This window comes from Micrococcus sp. ACRRV (assembly GCF_022346985.1).
Lineage (GTDB): Bacteria > Actinomycetota > Actinomycetes > Actinomycetales > Micrococcaceae > Micrococcus > Micrococcus porci.
Map to the genome: position 1 here is coordinate 1 of NZ_JAKRNH010000021.1, position 18,159 is coordinate 18,159.

General features: G+C 73.6%; 16 protein-coding genes. 10 read left to right on the forward strand and 6 right to left on the reverse strand.

Annotated features, from left to right (window positions below):
- Window positions 1–52 precede the first annotated feature (52 nt).
- Together secF and MHY29_RS03815 are read left to right on the forward strand one after the other, a co-directional pair.
- Window positions 53–1,075, forward strand: coding sequence for a protein translocase subunit SecF (gene secF, locus MHY29_RS03810; protein WP_239238281.1), 1,023 nt, complete (start codon window positions 53–55; stop codon window positions 1,073–1,075).
- 111 nt (window positions 1,076–1,186) lie between these two features.
- The gene (locus tag MHY29_RS03815; RefSeq protein ID WP_239238282.1) at window positions 1,187–3,472 is read left to right on the forward strand and encodes a bifunctional (p)ppGpp synthetase/guanosine-3',5'-bis(diphosphate) 3'-pyrophosphohydrolase; all 2,286 of its coding nucleotides are present in this window, start codon (window positions 1,187–1,189) and stop codon (window positions 3,470–3,472) included.
- 36 nt (window positions 3,473–3,508) lie between these two features.
- On the opposite strand, the gene MHY29_RS03820 is transcribed toward MHY29_RS03815, so the two are convergent.
- A complete protein-coding gene (locus tag MHY29_RS03820) occupies window positions 3,509–4,120 on the reverse strand; it encodes a hypothetical protein (protein ID WP_224354760.1) in 612 nt (203 codons plus the stop codon).
- 93 nt (window positions 4,121–4,213) lie between these two features.
- Window positions 4,214–5,674, reverse strand: coding sequence for a DUF349 domain-containing protein (locus tag MHY29_RS03825; RefSeq protein ID WP_239238283.1), 1,461 nt, complete (start codon window positions 5,672–5,674; stop codon window positions 4,214–4,216).
- Window positions 5,675–5,868: 194 nt separating this feature from the next.
- Here MHY29_RS03825 and hisS point away from each other — a divergent pair, with 194 nt between their 5' ends.
- From hisS to MHY29_RS03840, 3 genes are all read left to right on the forward strand, one after another.
- Window positions 5,869–7,245, forward strand: a complete 1,377-nt coding sequence (gene hisS, locus MHY29_RS03830; protein WP_224354763.1) for a histidine--tRNA ligase — start codon at window positions 5,869–5,871, stop codon at window positions 7,243–7,245.
- Between the two features lie 75 nt (window positions 7,246–7,320).
- On the forward strand, window positions 7,321–8,010 hold the full coding sequence (locus MHY29_RS03835; RefSeq protein ID WP_224354764.1) for a DUF1345 domain-containing protein: 690 nt from the start codon (window positions 7,321–7,323) through the stop codon (window positions 8,008–8,010).
- 48 nt (window positions 8,011–8,058) lie between these two features.
- Window positions 8,059–8,319, forward strand: a complete 261-nt coding sequence (locus MHY29_RS03840; protein ID WP_224354765.1) for a PLDc N-terminal domain-containing protein — start codon at window positions 8,059–8,061, stop codon at window positions 8,317–8,319.
- A gap of 10 nt (window positions 8,320–8,329) precedes the next feature.
- Here MHY29_RS03840 and MHY29_RS03845 read toward each other — a convergent pair whose 3' ends face one another.
- Window positions 8,330–9,604 carry an APC family permease gene (locus MHY29_RS03845; protein WP_370643440.1) on the reverse strand — a complete coding sequence of 425 codons (1,275 nt, stop codon included), beginning with the start codon at window positions 9,602–9,604 and terminating at the stop codon, window positions 8,330–8,332.
- A 137-nt stretch (window positions 9,605–9,741) separates the two neighbouring features.
- Between MHY29_RS03845 and aspS the strand changes: the two genes are divergently transcribed.
- Window positions 9,742–11,619 carry an aspartate--tRNA ligase gene (gene aspS / locus MHY29_RS03850; protein ID WP_239238284.1) on the forward strand — a complete coding sequence of 626 codons (1,878 nt, stop codon included), beginning with the start codon at window positions 9,742–9,744 and terminating at the stop codon, window positions 11,617–11,619.
- A gap of 42 nt (window positions 11,620–11,661) precedes the next feature.
- Here the strand turns inward: aspS and dtd are convergent, their stop codons facing one another.
- Complete coding sequence (gene dtd / locus MHY29_RS03855; protein ID WP_239238317.1) at window positions 11,662–12,114, reverse strand: D-aminoacyl-tRNA deacylase; 453 nt, start codon at window positions 12,112–12,114, stop codon at window positions 11,662–11,664.
- A gap of 688 nt (window positions 12,115–12,802) precedes the next feature.
- Here dtd and MHY29_RS03860 point away from each other — a divergent pair.
- Window positions 12,803–13,057 carry a hypothetical protein gene (locus tag MHY29_RS03860; protein WP_224354772.1) on the forward strand — a complete coding sequence of 85 codons (255 nt, stop codon included), beginning with the start codon at window positions 12,803–12,805 and terminating at the stop codon, window positions 13,055–13,057.
- A 72-nt stretch (window positions 13,058–13,129) separates the two neighbouring features.
- On the opposite strand, the gene MHY29_RS03865 is transcribed toward MHY29_RS03860, so the two are convergent.
- Window positions 13,130–14,857 carry a choice-of-anchor I family protein gene (locus MHY29_RS03865; RefSeq protein ID WP_224354773.1) on the reverse strand — a complete coding sequence of 576 codons (1,728 nt, stop codon included), beginning with the start codon at window positions 14,855–14,857 and terminating at the stop codon, window positions 13,130–13,132.
- A gap of 144 nt (window positions 14,858–15,001) precedes the next feature.
- Window positions 15,002–15,589: a DUF1697 domain-containing protein gene (locus MHY29_RS03870; RefSeq protein WP_224354775.1), complete on the reverse strand. Its 588-nt coding sequence runs from the start codon at window positions 15,587–15,589 to the stop codon at window positions 15,002–15,004.
- Window positions 15,590–15,628: 39 nt separating this feature from the next.
- On the opposite strand from MHY29_RS03870, the gene MHY29_RS03875 reads away from it, so the two are divergent.
- From MHY29_RS03875 to rpsD, 3 genes are all read left to right on the forward strand, one after another.
- On the forward strand, window positions 15,629–17,038 hold the full coding sequence (locus tag MHY29_RS03875) for a replication-associated recombination protein A (protein ID WP_239238285.1): 1,410 nt from the start codon (window positions 15,629–15,631) through the stop codon (window positions 17,036–17,038).
- 5 nt (window positions 17,039–17,043) lie between these two features.
- Window positions 17,044–17,232 carry a general stress protein gene (locus tag MHY29_RS03880; protein WP_239238291.1) on the forward strand — a complete coding sequence of 63 codons (189 nt, stop codon included), beginning with the start codon at window positions 17,044–17,046 and terminating at the stop codon, window positions 17,230–17,232.
- Window positions 17,233–17,498: 266 nt separating this feature from the next.
- Window positions 17,499–18,125: a 30S ribosomal protein S4 gene (rpsD, locus tag MHY29_RS03885; protein WP_239238301.1), complete on the forward strand. Its 627-nt coding sequence runs from the start codon at window positions 17,499–17,501 to the stop codon at window positions 18,123–18,125.
- Window positions 18,126–18,159 lie beyond the last annotated feature (34 nt).

Sequence of the window (18,159 nt, forward strand, 5' to 3'; positions counted from 1 at the left end):
GCCCAGACCCCCGCCGGCTCCGCCCGGCCGCCGACACCGAGGAGGACGCGCTGTGAACCGCTTCGCCGACTGGGGCAACGCCCTCTACTCCGGCCGCATCTCCTACCCGTTCGTCCGCAAGTGGAGGACGTGGTTCCTGATCGCCGCCGCCCTGCTGGCCGTGGCGTTCGGGCTGACCGCGCTGCGCGGCGGCTTCAACCTGGGCATCGACTTCAGGGGCGGCTCGGAGTTCACCGTCTCCGACGCCGCGTCCTCCGAGCTGGATCCGGGCCGGGCCGCGGTGACCGACGTCGTCGCCGGCGCCGAGCCCACCGTCACCCAGGTGGCCCCGGGCACCATGCGCGTGCAGACCGAGCAGCTGGACGACGCACAGACCCGCCAGGTCGCCCAGAACCTCCAGGAGGCCTACGGCGTGACCGGCGACCACGTGACCTCCACGTTCGTCGGCCCGACCTGGGGGCAGGCGGTGTCGCAACAGGCGGTCATCGGCCTCGTGATCTTCGTGGTGCTCGTGACGCTGTTCATGGCGCTGTACTTCCGCACCTGGAAGATGTCCCTGGCCGCCGTCGTCGGGATGCTCTACGTGGTGGCGCTGACCGCCGGCATCTACGGAGCCACCGGCTTCGAGATCACGCCGTCGGCGATCATCGGCTTCCTGACGATCCTCTCCTACGCGCTCTACGACACCGTGGTCGTCTTCGACAAGATCCGCGAGAACACGCGCGGCGTCGAGGAGGACCCGGACCGCACCTTCGACGGCAGCGTCAACCTGGCCGTGAACCAGACCCTGGTGCGGTCGATCACGACGTCGATCGTCGGCCTGCTGCCCGTGGGCTCGATCCTGTTCATCGGGGCCGGCCTGCTCGGTGCGGGCACGCTGCGGGACATCTCCCTGGCGATCTTCGTGGGCATCATCGTCGGCACCCTCTCCACCCTGTTCATCCAGGCCCCGCTCTACGCGCTGCTCCGCCGCAGGGACGCGGACGTCGTCGCGCACGACGCGCGGGTGGGTGCCGACCACGGCGAGCGGGAGCAGGAGGAGGACCTCGCCGACGCGCGGGGCGCCGTCCTCTGAGGGCGGGCGAGCCCCCGCCCGCCACGCGGCCCCGCACGTCGTCCGTGCGGGGCCACCGCGGGCTAGACTGCCCCATCATCCCCGGGCCGGCAGCGGCCAGAAGGAGGCACCGTGACCGAGCAGGACCGCCGCCCCGCCGCCCCGCCCCGCCGCGGGCGGATCGCCCGCCTGACCGGACGGCGCGCCACCGAGTACTCGCCGCTGCTGGAGCCGCTGATGCGCACGGTGCGCCAGAGCGCCACGCACGCCGAGCAGGAGGACATCGTCCGGGCCTTCGAGGTGGCCGAGCGCGCCCATCGCGGCCAGATGCGCCGTTCCGGCGACCCGTACATCACGCACCCGGTGGCCGTGGCCACCATCCTGGCCGAGCTCGGCGTCACCGGGCCGACGCTGCTGGCGGCCCTCCTGCACGACACCGTGGAGGACACCGACTACTCGCTGGAGCAGCTCACCGCTGACTTCGGCCCCCAGGTGGCGCTGCTGGTAGACGGCGTCACCAAGCTGGACAAGGTCACCTACGGGGCGGCGGCGCAGGCGGAGACGGTCCGCAAGATGGTCATCGCCATGGCCCAGGACGTGAACGTCCTGCTGATCAAGCTCGCCGACCGGCTCCACAACGCCCGCACGTGGCGCTACGTCTCCCCGGAGTCCAGCGCGAAGAAGGCCCGCGAGACCCTGGACATCTATGCGCCCCTGGCGCATCGGCTCGGCATGAACACGGTGAAGTGGGAGCTCGAGGACCTCTCCTTCGCGGCCCTGCAGCCCAAGGTCTACGCGGAGATCGTCCGCCTGGTGGGGGAGCGCAACCCCGAGCGGGAGAAGCAGCTGGCGGCGCTGCGCGGCGTGCTGGAGGAGCAGCTGCGGGAGCAGCGCGTGCGGGCCACGGTCACGGGCCGCCCGAAGCACTACTACTCCGTGTACCAGAAGATGGTCACGCAGAAGAAGGACTTCGCGCAGATCTACGACCTCACGGGCATCCGCGTCCTCGTGGACTCGGTGCAGGACTGCTACGCGGTGCTCGGCGTGGTCCACGCCCGCTGGAACCCCGTCCCCGGCCGGTTCAAGGACTACATCGCCGTCCCCAAGCTGAACATGTACCGGTCCCTGCACACCACGGTCATGGGGCCGGAGGGCAAGCCGGTGGAGATCCAGATCCGCACCTGGGAGATGCACCGGCAGGCGGAGTACGGCGTCGCCGCCCACTGGCGGTACAAGGCCGGCGCCCGCGGCGAGCTGGAGGCGGGGCGCTCCCAGCAGACGCCGGGGTGGCTGCGCTCGGTCATGGACTGGCAGGAGGACACCCGCGACCCCGACGAGTTCCTCGCCGCCCTGCGCACGCAGATCGGTGCGGACGAGGTCTACGTGTTCACGCCCAAGGGGGAGATCCGCTCCCTGCCCGCCGAGTCCACGCCGGTGGACTTCGCCTACGCCATCCACACCGACGTCGGCCACCGCACCGTGGGCGCCCGCGTGAACGGCCGGCTCGTGCCGCTGTCCACCGTGCTGCGGCACGGGGACACCGTGGAGGTCTTCACGTCCAAGGCGGAGGACGCCGGGCCGAGCCGCGACTGGCTGAACTTCGTGGTCTCGCCACGCGCCAAGTCGAAGATCCGCCACCACTTCGCCACCCGCCGCCGGGACGAGCAGATCGAGCGCGGCCGCGAGGCGTTCACCCGCCAGCTGCGCAAGGCCGGCCTGTCGGTGCAGCGCGTCCTCGGCGGCGAAGACCTGGGCGTCGTCGCCGGGGAGCTCGGCTATCACGATCCGGACACGCTGTTCGCGGCCATGGCGGACGGACACGTCTCGCCGCAGGCCGTCACGGAGCGGCTCGAGGCCCGCCTGGCGCCGCCGCCCGCCCCCACCGCCCCGGACGCGGAGCTGCGCGTCGGCGAGGTGGACCTCGCGGGGCTCGTCCCGGAGAAGGCCCGGCGTGCCCCCACGCGCTCGACGAACGAGGCCGGCGTCCTCGTGAACGGCGACGGCGGGGTTCTGGCCAAGCTCGCGCGGTGCTGCAACCCCGTGCCCCCGGACGAGGTCGTCGGGTTCGTCACCCGCGGCTCCGGGGTGTCCGTCCACCGCGGGGACTGCCGCAATCTCGCGACGATGCTCGAGAACGAGCCGGAGCGCCGCGTGGACGTGGCCTGGGCACCCTCCCGGGACGCCGTGTACCTGGTGGAGATCCAGGTGCAGGCGCTCGACCGCACCTCGCTGCTCTCGGACGTCACCCGGGTGCTCTCGGAGAACCACGTGAACATCCTCTCCGCCTCCGTGAACACCACGCGGGACCGGGTGGCCATGAGCCGCTTCGTCTTCGAGATGGGCGACCCCAAGTTCCTCGAGCACGTGGTCAACGCGGTGCGCCGCATCGACGGCGTCTTCGACGTGCGCCGCACCTGAGCTGACCGGATCCGCTCCGCCCGCCCGGCGTCGCTGTCAGCCGTCCGCGCCGAGCGCGTCCAGCAGCATCCGCAGCCGGCGGCGTGCTCCGACGGAGCCGGGCCGGCGGGAGGGGCGGTCCAGCCGGTCCCGGAGCCCCTCCGCTCCGTGGGCGGCGATCACCCGGGCGGCGCGCCGGGCGTCGTCCGGGTCGCCCGTGAGCAGGAGGTCCTCCACGGTCCGGGCGGGCACCGTCACCCGGACGCCCTCCAGGACCTGCACGTCCTCCTCCGCCGGGGCCGCCCCCGTTGGACCCGCCGCGACGTCGGACTGCACCAGCCGCCAGGCCGGTGCCGCCCCGCCGGCGGGGAGCCGGTGGAAGTGGGGCACGGCCGCGTGGAGCCGATGCGGCGCGGGACCGCCCACGTGCACCCAGGCCGCCGATGGGCCGACGGCGGTCCATCCGGAGGCGAGGACCGGACCGCCCAGCAGGCCCAGGGCCGCGGCCCGGCCTGCCGGTTCGGAGGGCACGTCCACGGGTCGGTACACGCCCGGCAGCACCGCCTCCAGCGTCCCTCGGGCCGCGAGCAGGCGCAGCTCCGGCTCCGTGAACGTCATGCCCGCCAGCTCCCACGCCGCCCCGCCGCGGCTCCCGTGCCCCTGATGCATGCGCTACAGCCTGGCAGAGACGGAGCGACCCCCGGTCCCGCCTGTGGACAGGCGGGGCCGGGGGCCGTCGTCGTGCCGCGCGGGCGGCGGGGGTCAGCGCAGCTCGGAGGCGGAGGCCTCCAGGGCCTGCTTCCACTGGAGGCGGGCGTCCAGGGCCTCCTGAGCCGTGGCGATCCTCTTCTGGTCGCCGGCCGCCTGGGCCTCGGCCAGGTCGGCCTCGAGCCCGGCGATGGTCTCCTCGAGCTGGGTCAGTGCGGAGTTCGTGCGCGCCTTGGTCTCGGGGTCGGTGCGGCGCCAGTGCTCGTTCTCGGCCTGCTTGAGGGCGTCCTCGAGCTTGCGGAAGCCGTCCTCCATGCGGCGGATGTCCCCGCGCGGGACCTTGCCGGCGTCCTCCCAGCGGCCGCGCAGCTCGTTGAGCGCCTTCCGGCCGGCCTTGAGGTCGGTGAACGGCAGGAGCTTCTGGCCGTCCGCCAGGATCTGCTCCTTGACCTTGAGGTTCTCCCCGAACTCGCGGTCCACGGCGGCGTTCTCCGCCTTGCGGGCGGCGAAGAAGACGTCCTGGGCGGCGCGGAAGCGGGCCCAAAGGGCGTCGTCCTCCTTGCGGGAGGCGCGGGGGGCGCGCTTCCACTCGTCCATGAGGTCGCGGTACTTGCCCGCGGTGACGCCCCAGTCGGTGGAGGAGGAGAGCTCCTCGGCGCGGGCGATGAGGCGCTCCTTGACCTGCTTGGCCTCCGCCGACCTGGCGTCGAGCTGGGAGAAGTGGGCGCGGCGGGTCTTGTCGAACTGGGTGCGGGCGCCGCGGAAGCGCTTCCACAGCCCGTCCTCCACCGACTTGGAGAGGCGGGGGCCGGCCTTCTGGGCGGTCTTCCACTCGTCGAAGAGCTCGGTCATGCGGGCCGAGGCCTGCTTCCACGGCATGCGCTCGGCGGGGGTCGCGGCGAACTTCTCGGCCTCGGTGACGATGGCCTCGCGGGTGGCCAGCTGCTCTGCCTGGGCGGCCTGACGGCGCTCCGCCTCCGCGGCGCGGTAGTCGCCCAGGAGGGTCTCGAGGGCGGCGAGGCGGGTGCGCAGGGCGGGCATGTCGCCGACCATGTGGCGCTCGGTGACGGCGGCGGTCATCTGCCCGAGCGCCTTGCCGAGCTCGGAGGACGGGGCGCCGGCGGCGATGCGCTGCTCGAACAGGGCCATCTGGGCGCGCACGTCGTCGTACTTGCGGACGAAGTACGCCAGGGCGTCCTGCTCGGTGGCGTCCGGGACCTGGCCCACGGCCACCTCGTCCGCGCCGTCCAGCAGGGTCACGTGGCCGTCCTCGGAGACGCGGGCGAACGCGGCGGCCTCCCCCAGCGGGGTCGGCTCCACGGAGGGGGCCGGGGCCTCCACGGACTCGATGGAGCCGAGGGCGTCGGCGAGGTCGGCCTGGGCGGCCGGGGTCTGGTCCTGCACGACCTGCTCCGGCGCGTCCTGCGCGGGGGAGGTCTGCTGGGGGGCGGCAGCCGGCGTCGCCTGCTCGGCGTCGGGGGTCTGCTGGTCGTCGGACTGAGGCTGGTGGGTCACCGCTGGAACTCTCCCTGACTGTGCCGCCGCGCCGGGGTGCGCGGCGGTGGGGATGGACACGAACGCCCCCAGAGTACCGGCCGGGGCGCGGCCGCGCCCCTAGAATCGCACCAGCGCCGGGTCCGCGACGTCGTGCCCGGCCGGCCGACGTGCTCCCCGCGCCGGCCCCGCCCGCCCCTCCCCGAAGGAGACCCATGTCCCGCAAGCAGTCGCTGTCCGGCTTCCACGAGTGGCTCCCCGCCGAGCGCATCGTGGAGCAGCACGTGCTGGACACCCTGCGGCGGACCTTCGAGCTGCACGGGTTCGCCGGCATCGAGACCCGCGCCGTGGAGACCCTGGGCCAGCTGCTGCGCAAGGGCGAGGTGGACAAGGAGGTCTACGCGGTCTCCCGCCTCGCCGAGGACCAGGAGGTCGCCGAGGGGGTCCGCGAGGCCAAGGACCCCTCGGACCCCAAGCGCCTGGCCCTGCACTTCGACCTCACCGTGCCCTTCGCCCGGTACGTCACCGAGAACGCCGGCCACCTGGCCTTCCCGTTCCGCCGCCACCAGATCCAGAAGGTCTGGCGCGGCGAGCGCCCCCAGGAGGGTCGCGCCCGCGAGTTCACCCAGGCGGACATCGACGTCGTCGGCGACGGCGAGCTCTCGCCTCGCTATGACGCGGACGTGGCCCTGGTGATGGCGGAGGCGCTCGGCGCCCTGCCGATCGGCGACTTCCGGATCCGCGTGAACAACCGCAAGCTCGCCGAGGGCTTCTACCGCGGCATCGGCCTGGAGGACGCGGCCGGTGTGCTGCGCAGCATCGACAAGCTGGAGAAGGTCGGCGCCGAGGAGGTCGCCCGCCTGCTGCAGGAGGAGGTCGGCGCCACCGCCGAGCAGGCCGCCCAGGCCCTGAAGCTGGCGGAGATCCGCACCCCGGACACGGCCTTCGTGGAGCAGGTGCGCGCCCTCGGCGTCGAGGACCCGCTGCTGGAGGAGGGCCTGGCGGAGCTGGCCGACGTCGTCGCGACCCTGCACCGGCGCGCCCCGGGCCGCGCCGTGGCGGACCTGTCGATCGCGCGCGGCCTCGACTACTACACGGGCACGGTCTACGAGACCGTCCTGGTGGGCCACGAACAGCTCGGCTCGATCTGCTCCGGCGGCCGCTACGACGCCCTCGCCACCAAGGGGAACCGCGCGTTCCCGGGCGTGGGCCTGTCCATCGGCGTGACCCGCCTGGTGATGCGCATGCTCTCCCAGGAGATGGCCGTCGCCTCCCGCGCGGTGCCCACCGTGGTCTACGTGGCCCTCACGCACGACGACGACTGGTCCCGCGCCCAGGACGTCGCCGCCGGCCTGCGCGGCCGGGGGATCGCCGCCGAGGTCGCCGTCTCCGCGGAGAAGTTCGGCAAGCAGATCAAGTACGCCGACCGCCGCGGCATCCCCTTCGTCTGGTTCCTCGGCGCCGAGGGCGCGTCGGACGAGGTGAAGGACATCCGCTCCGGCGAGCAGGTCCCGGCTGACGCGGCCACCTGGGCCCCGCCGGCGGAGGACCTCGTCCCGCAGGTCACCGAGTCGCCCCGCGCAGAGGACTAAGGGCGGGCCGTGGGCGCGGAGGGGGCCGGCCGCCCGACACGCCGTCCTTCGGGGCGTCCCTGGCGTCGCCGGGTCATGGACAGCGACGACGGCCGCCTGTGGCTCGCGACGCTGCCCGCCCTGGCGGCGGGCGCGTCGGGAGTGCTGATCGGCCGCGAGGCGGCGGCCGAGTTCCCCTCCGCCGACTGGAGGGTCATGTTCTACGGGACCCTGGGCGTCACGCAGGTCGTCATGTACGTCGTGTACCTGTGGCTCACACTGCGGCGGTTCCACGGGCTGGACGCCCGCACCCTGGAGCGCGACCTGCGCACGGTCAGCCGCGGCCCGCGACCAGGCTCCTGGGCGGTGCGCATGGGCCTGCCCTACGGCTCCACCCTGGGCTGGATGACCTCCGTGTCCGTGGTGGCGCTGGTGATCGTGGTGGTCGTGATGCTGGACCCGGCGACGGCGGGGCAGCCGCTGCTCCGGGTGCTGTGCGCGCTCGTCGTCGTCTCCTCCTGGGCGGTCCTGTGGGTCAGCCAGGCCCTGGCGTACGCGCGGATGGCCGCCCAGCACGGAGGCATCGAGTTCACGGGGGAGGAGCCGCCGGTGTTCGAGGACTACCTGACGCTCTCCGCGTTCGTGTCGGCCCTGTTCGGCACGGGGGACGTTACGCTGACCGGTCGCCGCACCCGCCGGGCCATGCGCTCGCACGTCATGGTCGCCTTCGGATTCAACTCGATGCTGGTCGCGTCCCTCGCGACCCTGCTGCTGTCCCGGGGGTGACCCGGAGTCGCCGTTGACCCGGAGTCGCCGTCGGGACAGACTGCGGCCATGACCCAGGCTCCGCTCATCCTGCTTGCCGACGACGGCGCGAACCCCCTGGTCCCCGCCGGTGCGGAGCTGCTCGCCGGCGCCGTGGGTGCGGTGTGCACCGTCCTGGTCGTGACAGCCGTGCTCCTGCTGGCCGTCACCCGGATGGACGCGTACCGGCGCCTGCTGTGGCTGGCGGTCGCCGTGCTCGTCCCGTTCCTCGGGGCGATCGCCTCGATCGTGATCGCCCTGCGCCAGCGGCGTCGCCCCGAGGCCGCCTGAGGCGTTCGGCTCAGCCGATCCGGTCCGGGCGGCGGGACCGCACGAACCAGCGCCCGCCCAGCCCGATCAGGAACACGCCCACCATCGCCGCGACGGACGCGGGCGGCAGCGTGAACGCGATGACGAGGCAGAGCCCCAGGCCCAGCACGTTCACGGCCCGCGGCACGCGCAGCGTCCGCTGCTCCGGACGCAGCGTGAGCGCGGAGAGGTTGGCCACGGCGTAGTACGCGAGCACGCCGAAGGAGCTGAACCCCACCACGGTGAGCACATCCGTGGTGAGCACCAGCAGGATCACGGCGACGGCCACCGTCACCTGCCCGGCCCACGGGACCGCGGTGCGTTCGTCCACTCGGGCGAGGGGGCGGGGCAGGTCGCCCTCGCGGGCCATCGCCATGCCCGTCCGGGAGATCCCGGCGAGCAGGTTGAGCATGGCCCCCGCGCAGGCGAGCACCGCACCGACGACGGCGGCCCAGCCCCATCCGGCCCCGAGGCTCGCCTCGAGTGTCGCCCGCACCGGAGCCTCCGACGCCGCGAGCCCCGTGCCGCCGAGCGCGGCGACCAGCGCCGCGGCCAGCAGCGCGTAGAGCACCACGGTGAACGCCAGCGCGCCCAGCACCGCCCGGGGGATCGTGCGCCGCGGGTCCTCCACCTCCTCGCCCATCGTCGCCACGCGGGCGTACCCGGCGAACGCGAAGAACAGCACACCGGCGGCCGCGAGGACGCCCGCCGGGTCCGCGGCCGAGACGGGCGTGTCCGCCGCGGCGCGTCCGCCCGCCAGCCCGGCGACGATCGTCAGCCCCAGCACCGCGAGCACGGGAACGAGGATCGCCACCGTCGCCTGTGCCGTGCGGGTGATCCCGCGCAGCGCCACCGCGGTGAGGATCACCACCGCGGCAGCCCCGGCCAGGCGCGCCGCCAGGGGGGAGTCCGGGAAGAGGTACAGGCCCGCCGTCGTCGCCATGGCGGCCACGGAGGCCGTCTTGCCGGTGACGAAGCCCCAGCCGGCCACGAACCCGGCCGTGGGGCCGATCTGGCGCCGGCCGTAGACGTAGGTGCCGCCGGAGGCGGGGTGGACGGCGGCCAGCTGGGCCGTCGAGAGCGCGTTGCACGTGGCCACGGCGACGGCCAGCCCCAGAGCCGCCGCGAGGGCGCCGACGTGGCCTCCGGTCAGCAGCGCGGCCAGGCCCAGCGAGGTGAACGCGCCCGCGCCCACCATGGAGCCGACCCCGATGGCGAGGGCGCCGCGCAGGGGCAGGCCGCGCGGGGCGGGGGAAGTGGCGGTCACGGAGGTTCCTCTCGACGGGCGGCGCGGGGCCCTAGACTGGTGCGGACGAGTCCGCCCCGCCCGTACGGGTATCACACACGGCGGACCAGGAAATGAACCCCGCACATCGTCCGTGACCCGGACGGAGAGGAAGCCTCGTGCTGCGCACCCACCATCTCGGCGAGCTCAACGCCTCGCTCATCGGCCAGACCGTCACCGTGACCGGGTGGGTGGCCAAGCGCCGCGACCACGGCGGCGTGGCGTTCGTGGACCTGCGCGACGCCTCCGGCCGCGCTCAGGTGGTCGTCCGCGACGAGGCCGACTTCGACCCGCTGCGCAACGAGTGGGTCCTCCAGGTCACCGGCACGGTCGAGCGCCGCCCCGAGGGCAACGAGAACCCGAACCTGCCCACCGGCGAGGTCGAGCTGATCGCGGACGACGTCGTGGTCCTCAACACCGCCGCCGCCCTGCCGTTCCAGATCGACGAGCACGTGGAGGTCGGCGAGGAGGCGCGCCTGCGCCACCGCTACCTGGACCTGCGCCGCCCGCAGCCGGCCCGCATCATGCGCCTGCGCTCCGAGGCCAACCGCGTGGCCCGCGAGCTGCTGAACGAGCAGGGCTTCGTCGAGGTCGAGACCCCCACCCTGACCCGCTCCACCCCGGAGGGCGCGCGCGACTTCCTGGTGCCGGCCCGCCTGGCGCCGGGTTCCTGGTACGCCCTGCCGCAGTCCCCGCAGCTGTTCAAGCAGCTGCTGCAGGTCGGCGGGCTGGAGAAGTACTACCAGATCGCCCGCTGCTACCGCGACGAGGACTTCCGCGCCGACCGCCAGCCCGAGTTCACCCAGCTGGACATCGAGGCGTCCTTCGTGGAGCAGGACGACGTCATCGCCCTCGGCGAGCAGATCGTGAAGGCCCTCTGGGGCCTGGTGGGTGTCGAGGTGCAGACCCCGATCCGCCGCATGACCTACGCCGAGGCCATGGAGAAGTACGGCTCGGACAAGCCGGACCTGCGCTTCGGCCTCGAGCTGACGGACCTCACCGAGTACTTCAAGGACACCCCGTTCCGCGTGTTCCAGAACGAGTACGTCGGCGCCGTCGTCATGCCGGGCGGCGCGTCCCAGCCGCGTCGCACCCTGGACGCCTGGCAGGAGTGGGCCAAGCAGCGCGGCGCCAAGGGTCTCGCCTACGTCCTCATCCAGGAGGACGGCACGCTCACCGGCCCGGTCTCCAAGAACATCACCGACGAGGAGAAGGCCGGCCTGGCCGCCGCCGTCGGCGCGAACCCGGGCGACTGCGTGTTCTTCGCCGCCGGCAAGGCCAAGGAGTCCCGCGCGCTGCTCGGCGCCGCCCGCGTGGAGATCGGCCGCCGCTGCGAGCTGTTCACCGACGCCGGCGACGGCGTCGAGGCCAAGGACGCGGACTGGGCGTTCGTGTGGGTCGTGGACGCGCCCCTGTTCGAGCCGGCCGCGGACGCCGTGGCCTCCGGCGACGTCGCCGTGGGCGCCGGCCAGTGGACCGCCGTGCACCACGCGTTCACCTCGCCCAAGCCCGAGTTCGTGGACACCTTCGACACCGATCCGGGCTCGGCCCTGGCCTACGCCTACGACATCGTGTGCAACGGCAACGAGATCGGCGGCGGCTCCATCCGCATCCATCGCCAGGACGTCCAGAAGCGCGTGTTCTCCGTGATGGGCCTGTCCGAGGAGGACGCGAACGAGAAGTTCGGCTTCCTGCTCGAGGGCTTCAAGTACGGCGCCCCGCCGCACGGCGGCATCGCCTTCGGCTGGGACCGCGTGGTGGCGCTGCTGGCCGGCACCGAGTCCATCCGCGAGGTCATCGCGTTCCCGAAGACCGGCGGCGGCTATGACCCGCTGACCGCCGCCCCGGCCCCGATCACGCCGCAGCAGCGCAAGGAGGCCGGCGTCGACGCGAAGCCGGAGGCCAAGAAGGCCGAGGGCGCGGCGTCCGAGGGCGCCGAGGCCCAGGCGAAGGCCAACGACGAGAAGACCGCGGCCGACGAGGCGCAGCTGCGCTGACCCCCTGAGCCGGGTCGGCGACGCACACGGGTCCGGCCCGGCTCAGCCGCGGCGCGGGCCGGCCAGGTCCGCGGTGTCCACGACCAGGGTGAATGGCCCGGCGTTGGTGAGGGCCACGTCCATGTCCGCGCCGAACACGCCGCGCTCCACGCGCACCCCCGCCGTCCCCAGCTCGCCGGCGAAGCACTCATACAGGGGCTCGGCCTGATCGCCGCGCGCGGCCGCAGACCAGGACGGACGCCGCCCCTTTCGCACATCCCCGTAGAGGGTGAACTGGCTGATCACGAGGGCCGGGGCGCTGGCTTCGACGAGAGACCGCTCGCCGTCGAGGATCCGCAGCCCAGCCACCTTGGCGGCCAGCTGGACGGCCTCCGCCTCGGTGTCCTCGGTCGAGACTCCCAGGAGGATCACCAGGCCCTCGCCGTCGAAGGCGCCCACCACCTCCCCGTCGACCGTGACGGACGCGGACCGGGCACGCTGCAGCACTGCTCTCATGCCCCCATCATGCCGGGCGGCCCGCCACGCGGCGGCCAGGAATCTCCCAGTCGGCGGACATTCACCCGCGCCGGGGGTGGGGGTGGCCTCCAGGCCGAGGCCGGGCCGTGGGAGCCCGACGACGACGGCGGGCGTGGGCCGCCCGCGGAAGGAGCCGCACCGATGACCGATCAGCACAGCACCGAGACCCGCACCGTCAGCACTCGCGAGGAGCTCACCGAGGCCGTGTCCGACGGCGTCGCCCACCTCGTGGTCGACGGCACCATCGCCGGCATCACCCGCGTGTCCGTCCCGGCCGGGGGCAGCCTGCGCGGCGCCCCCGGCGGTGGCCGCCTGGAGGCCAACGCGGTGGCCGTGCGCCTCGGCCCGGACGCCACCGTCGAGGACATCGAGCCCGTGCGCGGCTCGGGCCTGTTCCTGGCCGGCCACGGTGATGAGGACGGCCTCGCCGACGGCGGCCGCCTCACCGCGGAGAGCGTCGTCGCCGGCGAGATCCACACGGACGGCGGCATCCCCGAGGTGACCCCGCACCTGATCTCCGGCGGCGTGTTCGTCCTGTCCGGCGCCGAGGTGGAGGAGGTCCGCAACGAGGGCCCCGTCACCACCTACGGGCAGAACGACATGGTCCTGGACAACTGGGGCAAGGTCCGCACCTGGACCGCGACATCGCCACCGAGGGCGGGACGCCATGAGCCTCGTCAAGGGCGCGCAGATGAAGCTGAAGGCCGTGGGCGTGTCGGTGAAGCCCGGCGGCGAGGTCGAGGAGCTCGTCATCGGCGGCACGGTCAGCACCCGCGGCGAGGGCATCGACGCCGTGGAGATCGACGGCGTGGTGAAGCAGGCCCGCGTGGGCGGCGTGGAGGCCCACGGCGCCGACGCCCGCCGCGTGCGCGTCGGCGACGACGCCACGTGCCCGGCCGGCCTGGAGGCCTTCCGCGACTGAGGCACTCAGGACGGCCGACGCCCCGTCGCCGCCCCACGCGGGGCCGGCGACGGGGCGTCGTCGAGTCCGGGGTCAGCGACGGACCGGGTTGACCTCGTAGACGGTGGTGGAGCCGGAGACCTCGTTGGCCACCACGAGCAGGGCGGTGCCGGAGGGGGACTCGTTCGCCGGGACGAAGGTGAGGCCCTCGGCGCCCATGTCTCCCAGGCCGGCGGCTGCGTCGTCGCCCTCGGCGTCCCAGTTGCGCTCGTTGACGTAGTCCACGTACGTGGCCTTCGTGGGGTCGGTGATGTCGAAGACCATGACGCCGCCGATGCGCTCGAGGCCGACGAAGGCGTAGGTGCGGCCCTGGACCCGTCCCACGACGACGGCCTCCGGCTCGGGGCCCTTGTCGTCGGAGCGCGAGTCGAAGGACGGGGTCTCGTCGTTGTTCGCGTTGAACGCGGACTCGGGCAGCTCGCCGTCCGCGATGAGCTGCGCGATCTGCTCCTCGATCATGCCGGCGGAGTCGAACAGGCGGGTGCCGTCGGCGGTGTAGATCGAGAAGGAGCGGCCGCCGAAGGCGTGCAGCTGGGAGAAGCAGTCGCGGTCCGCGTCGTAGCCCAGGTCGGTGACGACGTTGAGGCGGCCGAGGGCGGGCTTCTTCTGCAGGGCCTTGGCGTCCGGGTACTCGGCCGTGCACAGCTCGAGGTCCTTCACGCGCGCGGCGTCCACGAAGTCGCCCCACTCGCGGGAGTCGCCCTCGTTGGCGGTGACCACGAGGTCCTGACCCCGGTACCGGTAGGTGTCCACGCCGTCGGGCATGGGCACGCCCAGGACGGGCTGGTTCCGGAGGGTGATCGCCTTGTCCTCGTTGGAGGCGTCGAGCACGCCCTCCTTCGACCAGTCGGTGAGCTGCAGGGCCCAGAAGTCCTTCAGGGTCGCGGACTTCAGGTCCACGGCGACGACCGCGTTCGCCTCCTGCACGGACACGTAGGCGGTGCGGCCGGTGTCGTCGATCGTGACGTACTCGGGCTCGAGGTTGCGGGCGATGCGCCCGGCCGGCTCCTGGCCCTCGGGAACCTGCACGTCCGGGCCGAAGACGCGGACGCCTTCGGGCAGCGCGGTGCCGGCGTCGTAGGCGCGGAAGTCGACGGTGCGCACGGCGGCCTGGGTCAGGCGCGCGAACTGGCGGACGTTCTTCGGCACGGAGATGACCGAGATGGTGCCCTCCGGATCGGCGGAGAAGTCGTCGGCCGGCTCGCCCTCGTTGGCCACCACGGCGTAGGCGCCGTCGGGGGAGAAGGCGATCGAGTCCGGCAGGGCGCCCACGCGCACGCCGCCCAGGTAGGAGAGGGTCGTCGTGTCGAAGAAGGCGACCCAGCCGAGGCCGGTCTTGTCGGCGGCCTCGACGGCCACGGCGAGCACGCCGCCGGACACGGCGACGGAGTTCACGGTGGCGCCCCCGTCGGTGACGGAGCCGTCGGCGGTGCGCAGGCCCTCGGCGGAGAGGACGGTCTCGGCGGCCGGGGCGCCGTCGGCGCCGACGCGCAGCACGTCCACGGCGCCCTTCTCGGCGTTCACGACGAAGAGGCGGCCGGTGGCGGCGTCGAAGGCGGGGATCTCGGCGGCGGACTCGCCGAACACGCCGGTCTCGTGGGTGCCGGCGAGGGAGAGCTCGACGGTCTTGCCGGACGGGTTCGCGGCGGCGGCCGTGGCGGTCACGGGGGCGGAGACGGCGGACGGGGCGACGACGGCGGCGGAGAGTGCGAGGGCGCCGGCGGCGGCGCCCAGGCGGGTGAGACGGACGATGCGGGACATGCAGGTGCTCCTGTGCGAGGGGACGACGGTGCCGACCAGTCCAGCCGAGTCGGGTGAACCCCCGGTGACGTCCGGGCCAGTCCCCGGTGTCCTGCAGGTCAGCGCGAGGTGGCCGCACCAGCGTCCGGCGCTGCCCCTGCGTCCTCAGGCCATGCCGGCGAGCACGCGCACGGTGGCCAGGTTGCGGGCCGTGCCGGTCACCCCGAGGGCCTTCTCCAGCCGGGCGGGCGTCAGCGGGGAGTCCGAGATCCGCCCGGGGCTCCGGATCCACAGGAACCGGCCCTCCAGCGCGGAGCGGTCCGGGCCCGCGGCGCGGCCCGACCCGTGGTCGAGGCCGGCCAGGGCCTCCGCGGCCCCGTCCCGAGGCGACTCGGCCAGCACCGTGAGCTGGGTGAGCTTCGCCTCGCCGCCAGACCACGGGAGCCGGTCGTGCATCGCGAGCGCGCCCCGGAGCTCGGCGGGCGTCGTGAGGATCAGCGGCACGTCCGGGCCGTCGTCGGCGAGGGCGGCATCCCGGAAGGCCCGCAGGAAGGCGGGACCGGCGTCGTCGTCGGCGTCCGGGAGGCGGAACAGCACGTTGCCGCTGGCCAGGTGGGTGGTCACGTCCCGTGCCCTGGCCGCCTCCGCCCAGGCCGCCAGGCGAGCGTTGGACACCCGGTTCGACCGGCCCACGTTGATCCCGCGCAGCAGCAGCACGTGGGTGTGGTCGGTGCGGGGCGCGGCACGGCTCATGGGGACATGCTCGCACGCCGGGCCTAGGCTGGATCCGCCATGGACGACCTCTTCAGCGCAGCGCACGCCGACCCCGACGACGACGCCCCGGTCACCGCGTCCGGGCGGGCCCGCGCGTCGGCCCCGCTGGCGGTCCGCATGCGCCCGCGCAGCCTGGACGAGGTGCTGGGCCAGGCCCACCTGAAGCAGCCGGGCTCCCCGCTGCGCAAGCTGGCCGAGCCCGCCGCCTCCGCCCAGGCCGCCGGGCCGAGCTCGGTGATCCTCTACGGCCCGCCCGGGATCGGCAAGACCACCCTCGCGCACGTGATCGCCCGCGCGCCGGGGCGCACGTTCACCGAGCTGTCCGCCATCACGGCGGGCGTCAAGGACGTCCGCCAGGTGATGGAGCAGGCGCGGCGCGAACGAGAGATGTACGACCGGACCACGGTGCTGTTCCTGGACGAGATCCACCGCTTCTCCAAGGCCCAGCAGGATGCGCTCCTGCCCGGCGTGGAGAACCGCTGGGTGGTGCTGGTGGCGGCCACCACGGAGAACCCGTCCTTCTCCGTGATCGCGCCGCTGCTCTCCCGATCGCTGCTCCTCACGCTGCGACCCCTCGACGACACCGACCTCGCCGCCCTCGTCGACCGCGCCGTCGCCGACGAGCGGGGCCTGAACGGCACCGTCGAGCCCACCCCGAACGCGCGCGACTACGTGGTGCGCATGGCGGGCGGCGACGCGCGCCGGGCGCTCACCGTCCTGGAGGCGGCTGCCGGCGTCGCCCTGGACCACGCCGAGGCCCGGGGCGAGACGACGGGCCCGGGGAGCGCGCCCGTGGAGGTGACGGAGGAGGACGCCGCCCAGGCGATGGACGCGCAGGTCCAGCGGTACGACAAGGACGGGGACCAGCACTACGACGTGATCAGCGCGTTCATCAAGTCGATCCGCGGCTCCGACGTGGACGCGGCGATGCACTGGCTCGCCCGCATGCTGGAGGCGGGGGAGGACCCGCGGTTCATCGCCCGGCGGCTGATCATCTCGGCATCCGAGGACGTGGGCATGGCGGACCCCACCGCCCTGCAGACCGCGGTGGCCGCCGCGCAGGCGGTGCAGCTGATCGGCATGCCGGAGGGGCGGATCGTGCTCGGCCAGGCCGTGACGCACCTGGCCACCGCGCCCAAGTCCAACGCGTCCTACACCGCGGTCAACGAGGCGATCGCCGACGTGCGGGCCGGGGGAACGGGTGTGGTCCCCGCTCATCTGCGGGACTCGCACTACCCGGGGGCGAAGGCCCTCGGCCACGGCCAGGGGTACGTCTACAGCCACGACGAGCCGCACGCCGTCGCGCGACAGCAGTACGCCCCGGACCCGCTGGTGGGCCGCGACTACTACCGGCCCAAGCCGATCGGCCACGAGCGGCAGCTGGGCCCACAGGTGGAGGCGCTGCGCCGGATCATCCGGGGGGACTGAGCGGAATGTCCGCGTCCGCCGCCCCCTACGCCGTCCTGTCCACCGTTCCCGACTACGCGCATGCCCAGTCGACGGTGGACCGGCTCTCCGACGCCGGGTTCCCGGTGGAGCACGTGCGGATCGTGGGCACGGGGCTGCGCTCGGTGGAGCAGGTGACCGGCCGACTGACCACGGGGGCCGTCGGCGTCTGCTAGACTTGCCCGCTGTCTGGCAGGCGCTGCGCCACCGGACGGATCCCCCCGCCTCACCCGCAGGTCTCCTGCGCGGGCACACGCGTGCCCGGCGAGGGCGGGGAGCGCAGCGCATCAGTGGATGACGGGCGGCGGCACGCCCCTCAGCTCTCCGAGGAACCGCGGAGGCCAGGTTCCGACGCCCTGAGCCGTGCCCCGTGCGCGGCGCTCGACCGGCGGCGGAGACAAACCCGAACAGTGCCGCACGTCGAATAGGAAGCGAGATCGCCATGTCCGGCAACCTCCGCACGCGCCGCACGGTGCGCCACTCCCGTGCTCTGGGCATCGCCCTGACCCCCAAGGCCGAGAAGTACATGGAGCGCCGTCCGTACGGCCCCGGTCAGCACGGCCGCGCCCGCCGCAAGCAGGACTCCGACTACGCGGTGCGCCTGAAGGAGAAGCAGCGTCTGCGCGCCCAGTACAACATCCGCGAGGCGCAGATGCGCCGCTACTTCGAGGAGGCCAAGCGCACCGCCGGCCTGACCGGTGAGAACCTGGTCGAGTTCCTCGAGATGCGCCTGGACGCCCTCGTGCTGCGCGCCGGCTTCGCCCGCACCATCCAGCAGGCCCGCCAGCTCGTCGTGCACCGCCACATCATGGTGGACGGCAAGCGCGTGGACATCCCCTCGTTCCGCGTGAAGGAGGGCCAGATGATCCACGTGCACGAGCGCTCCGAGAAGATGGTGCCGTTCCAGCTCGCCGCCGCCGGCGCCCACCAGCAGGTCCTGCCCGCCACCCCGGGCTACCTGACCGTGGAGATGGAGAAGCTCCGCGCCACCCTCACCCGTCGCCCGAAGCGCTCCGAGGTCCCCGTGACCTGCGAGGAGCAGCTCGTGGTCGAGTACTACGCGCGCTGATCCGTCCCCCCGGGGCTCGCCCCGGACGACGACG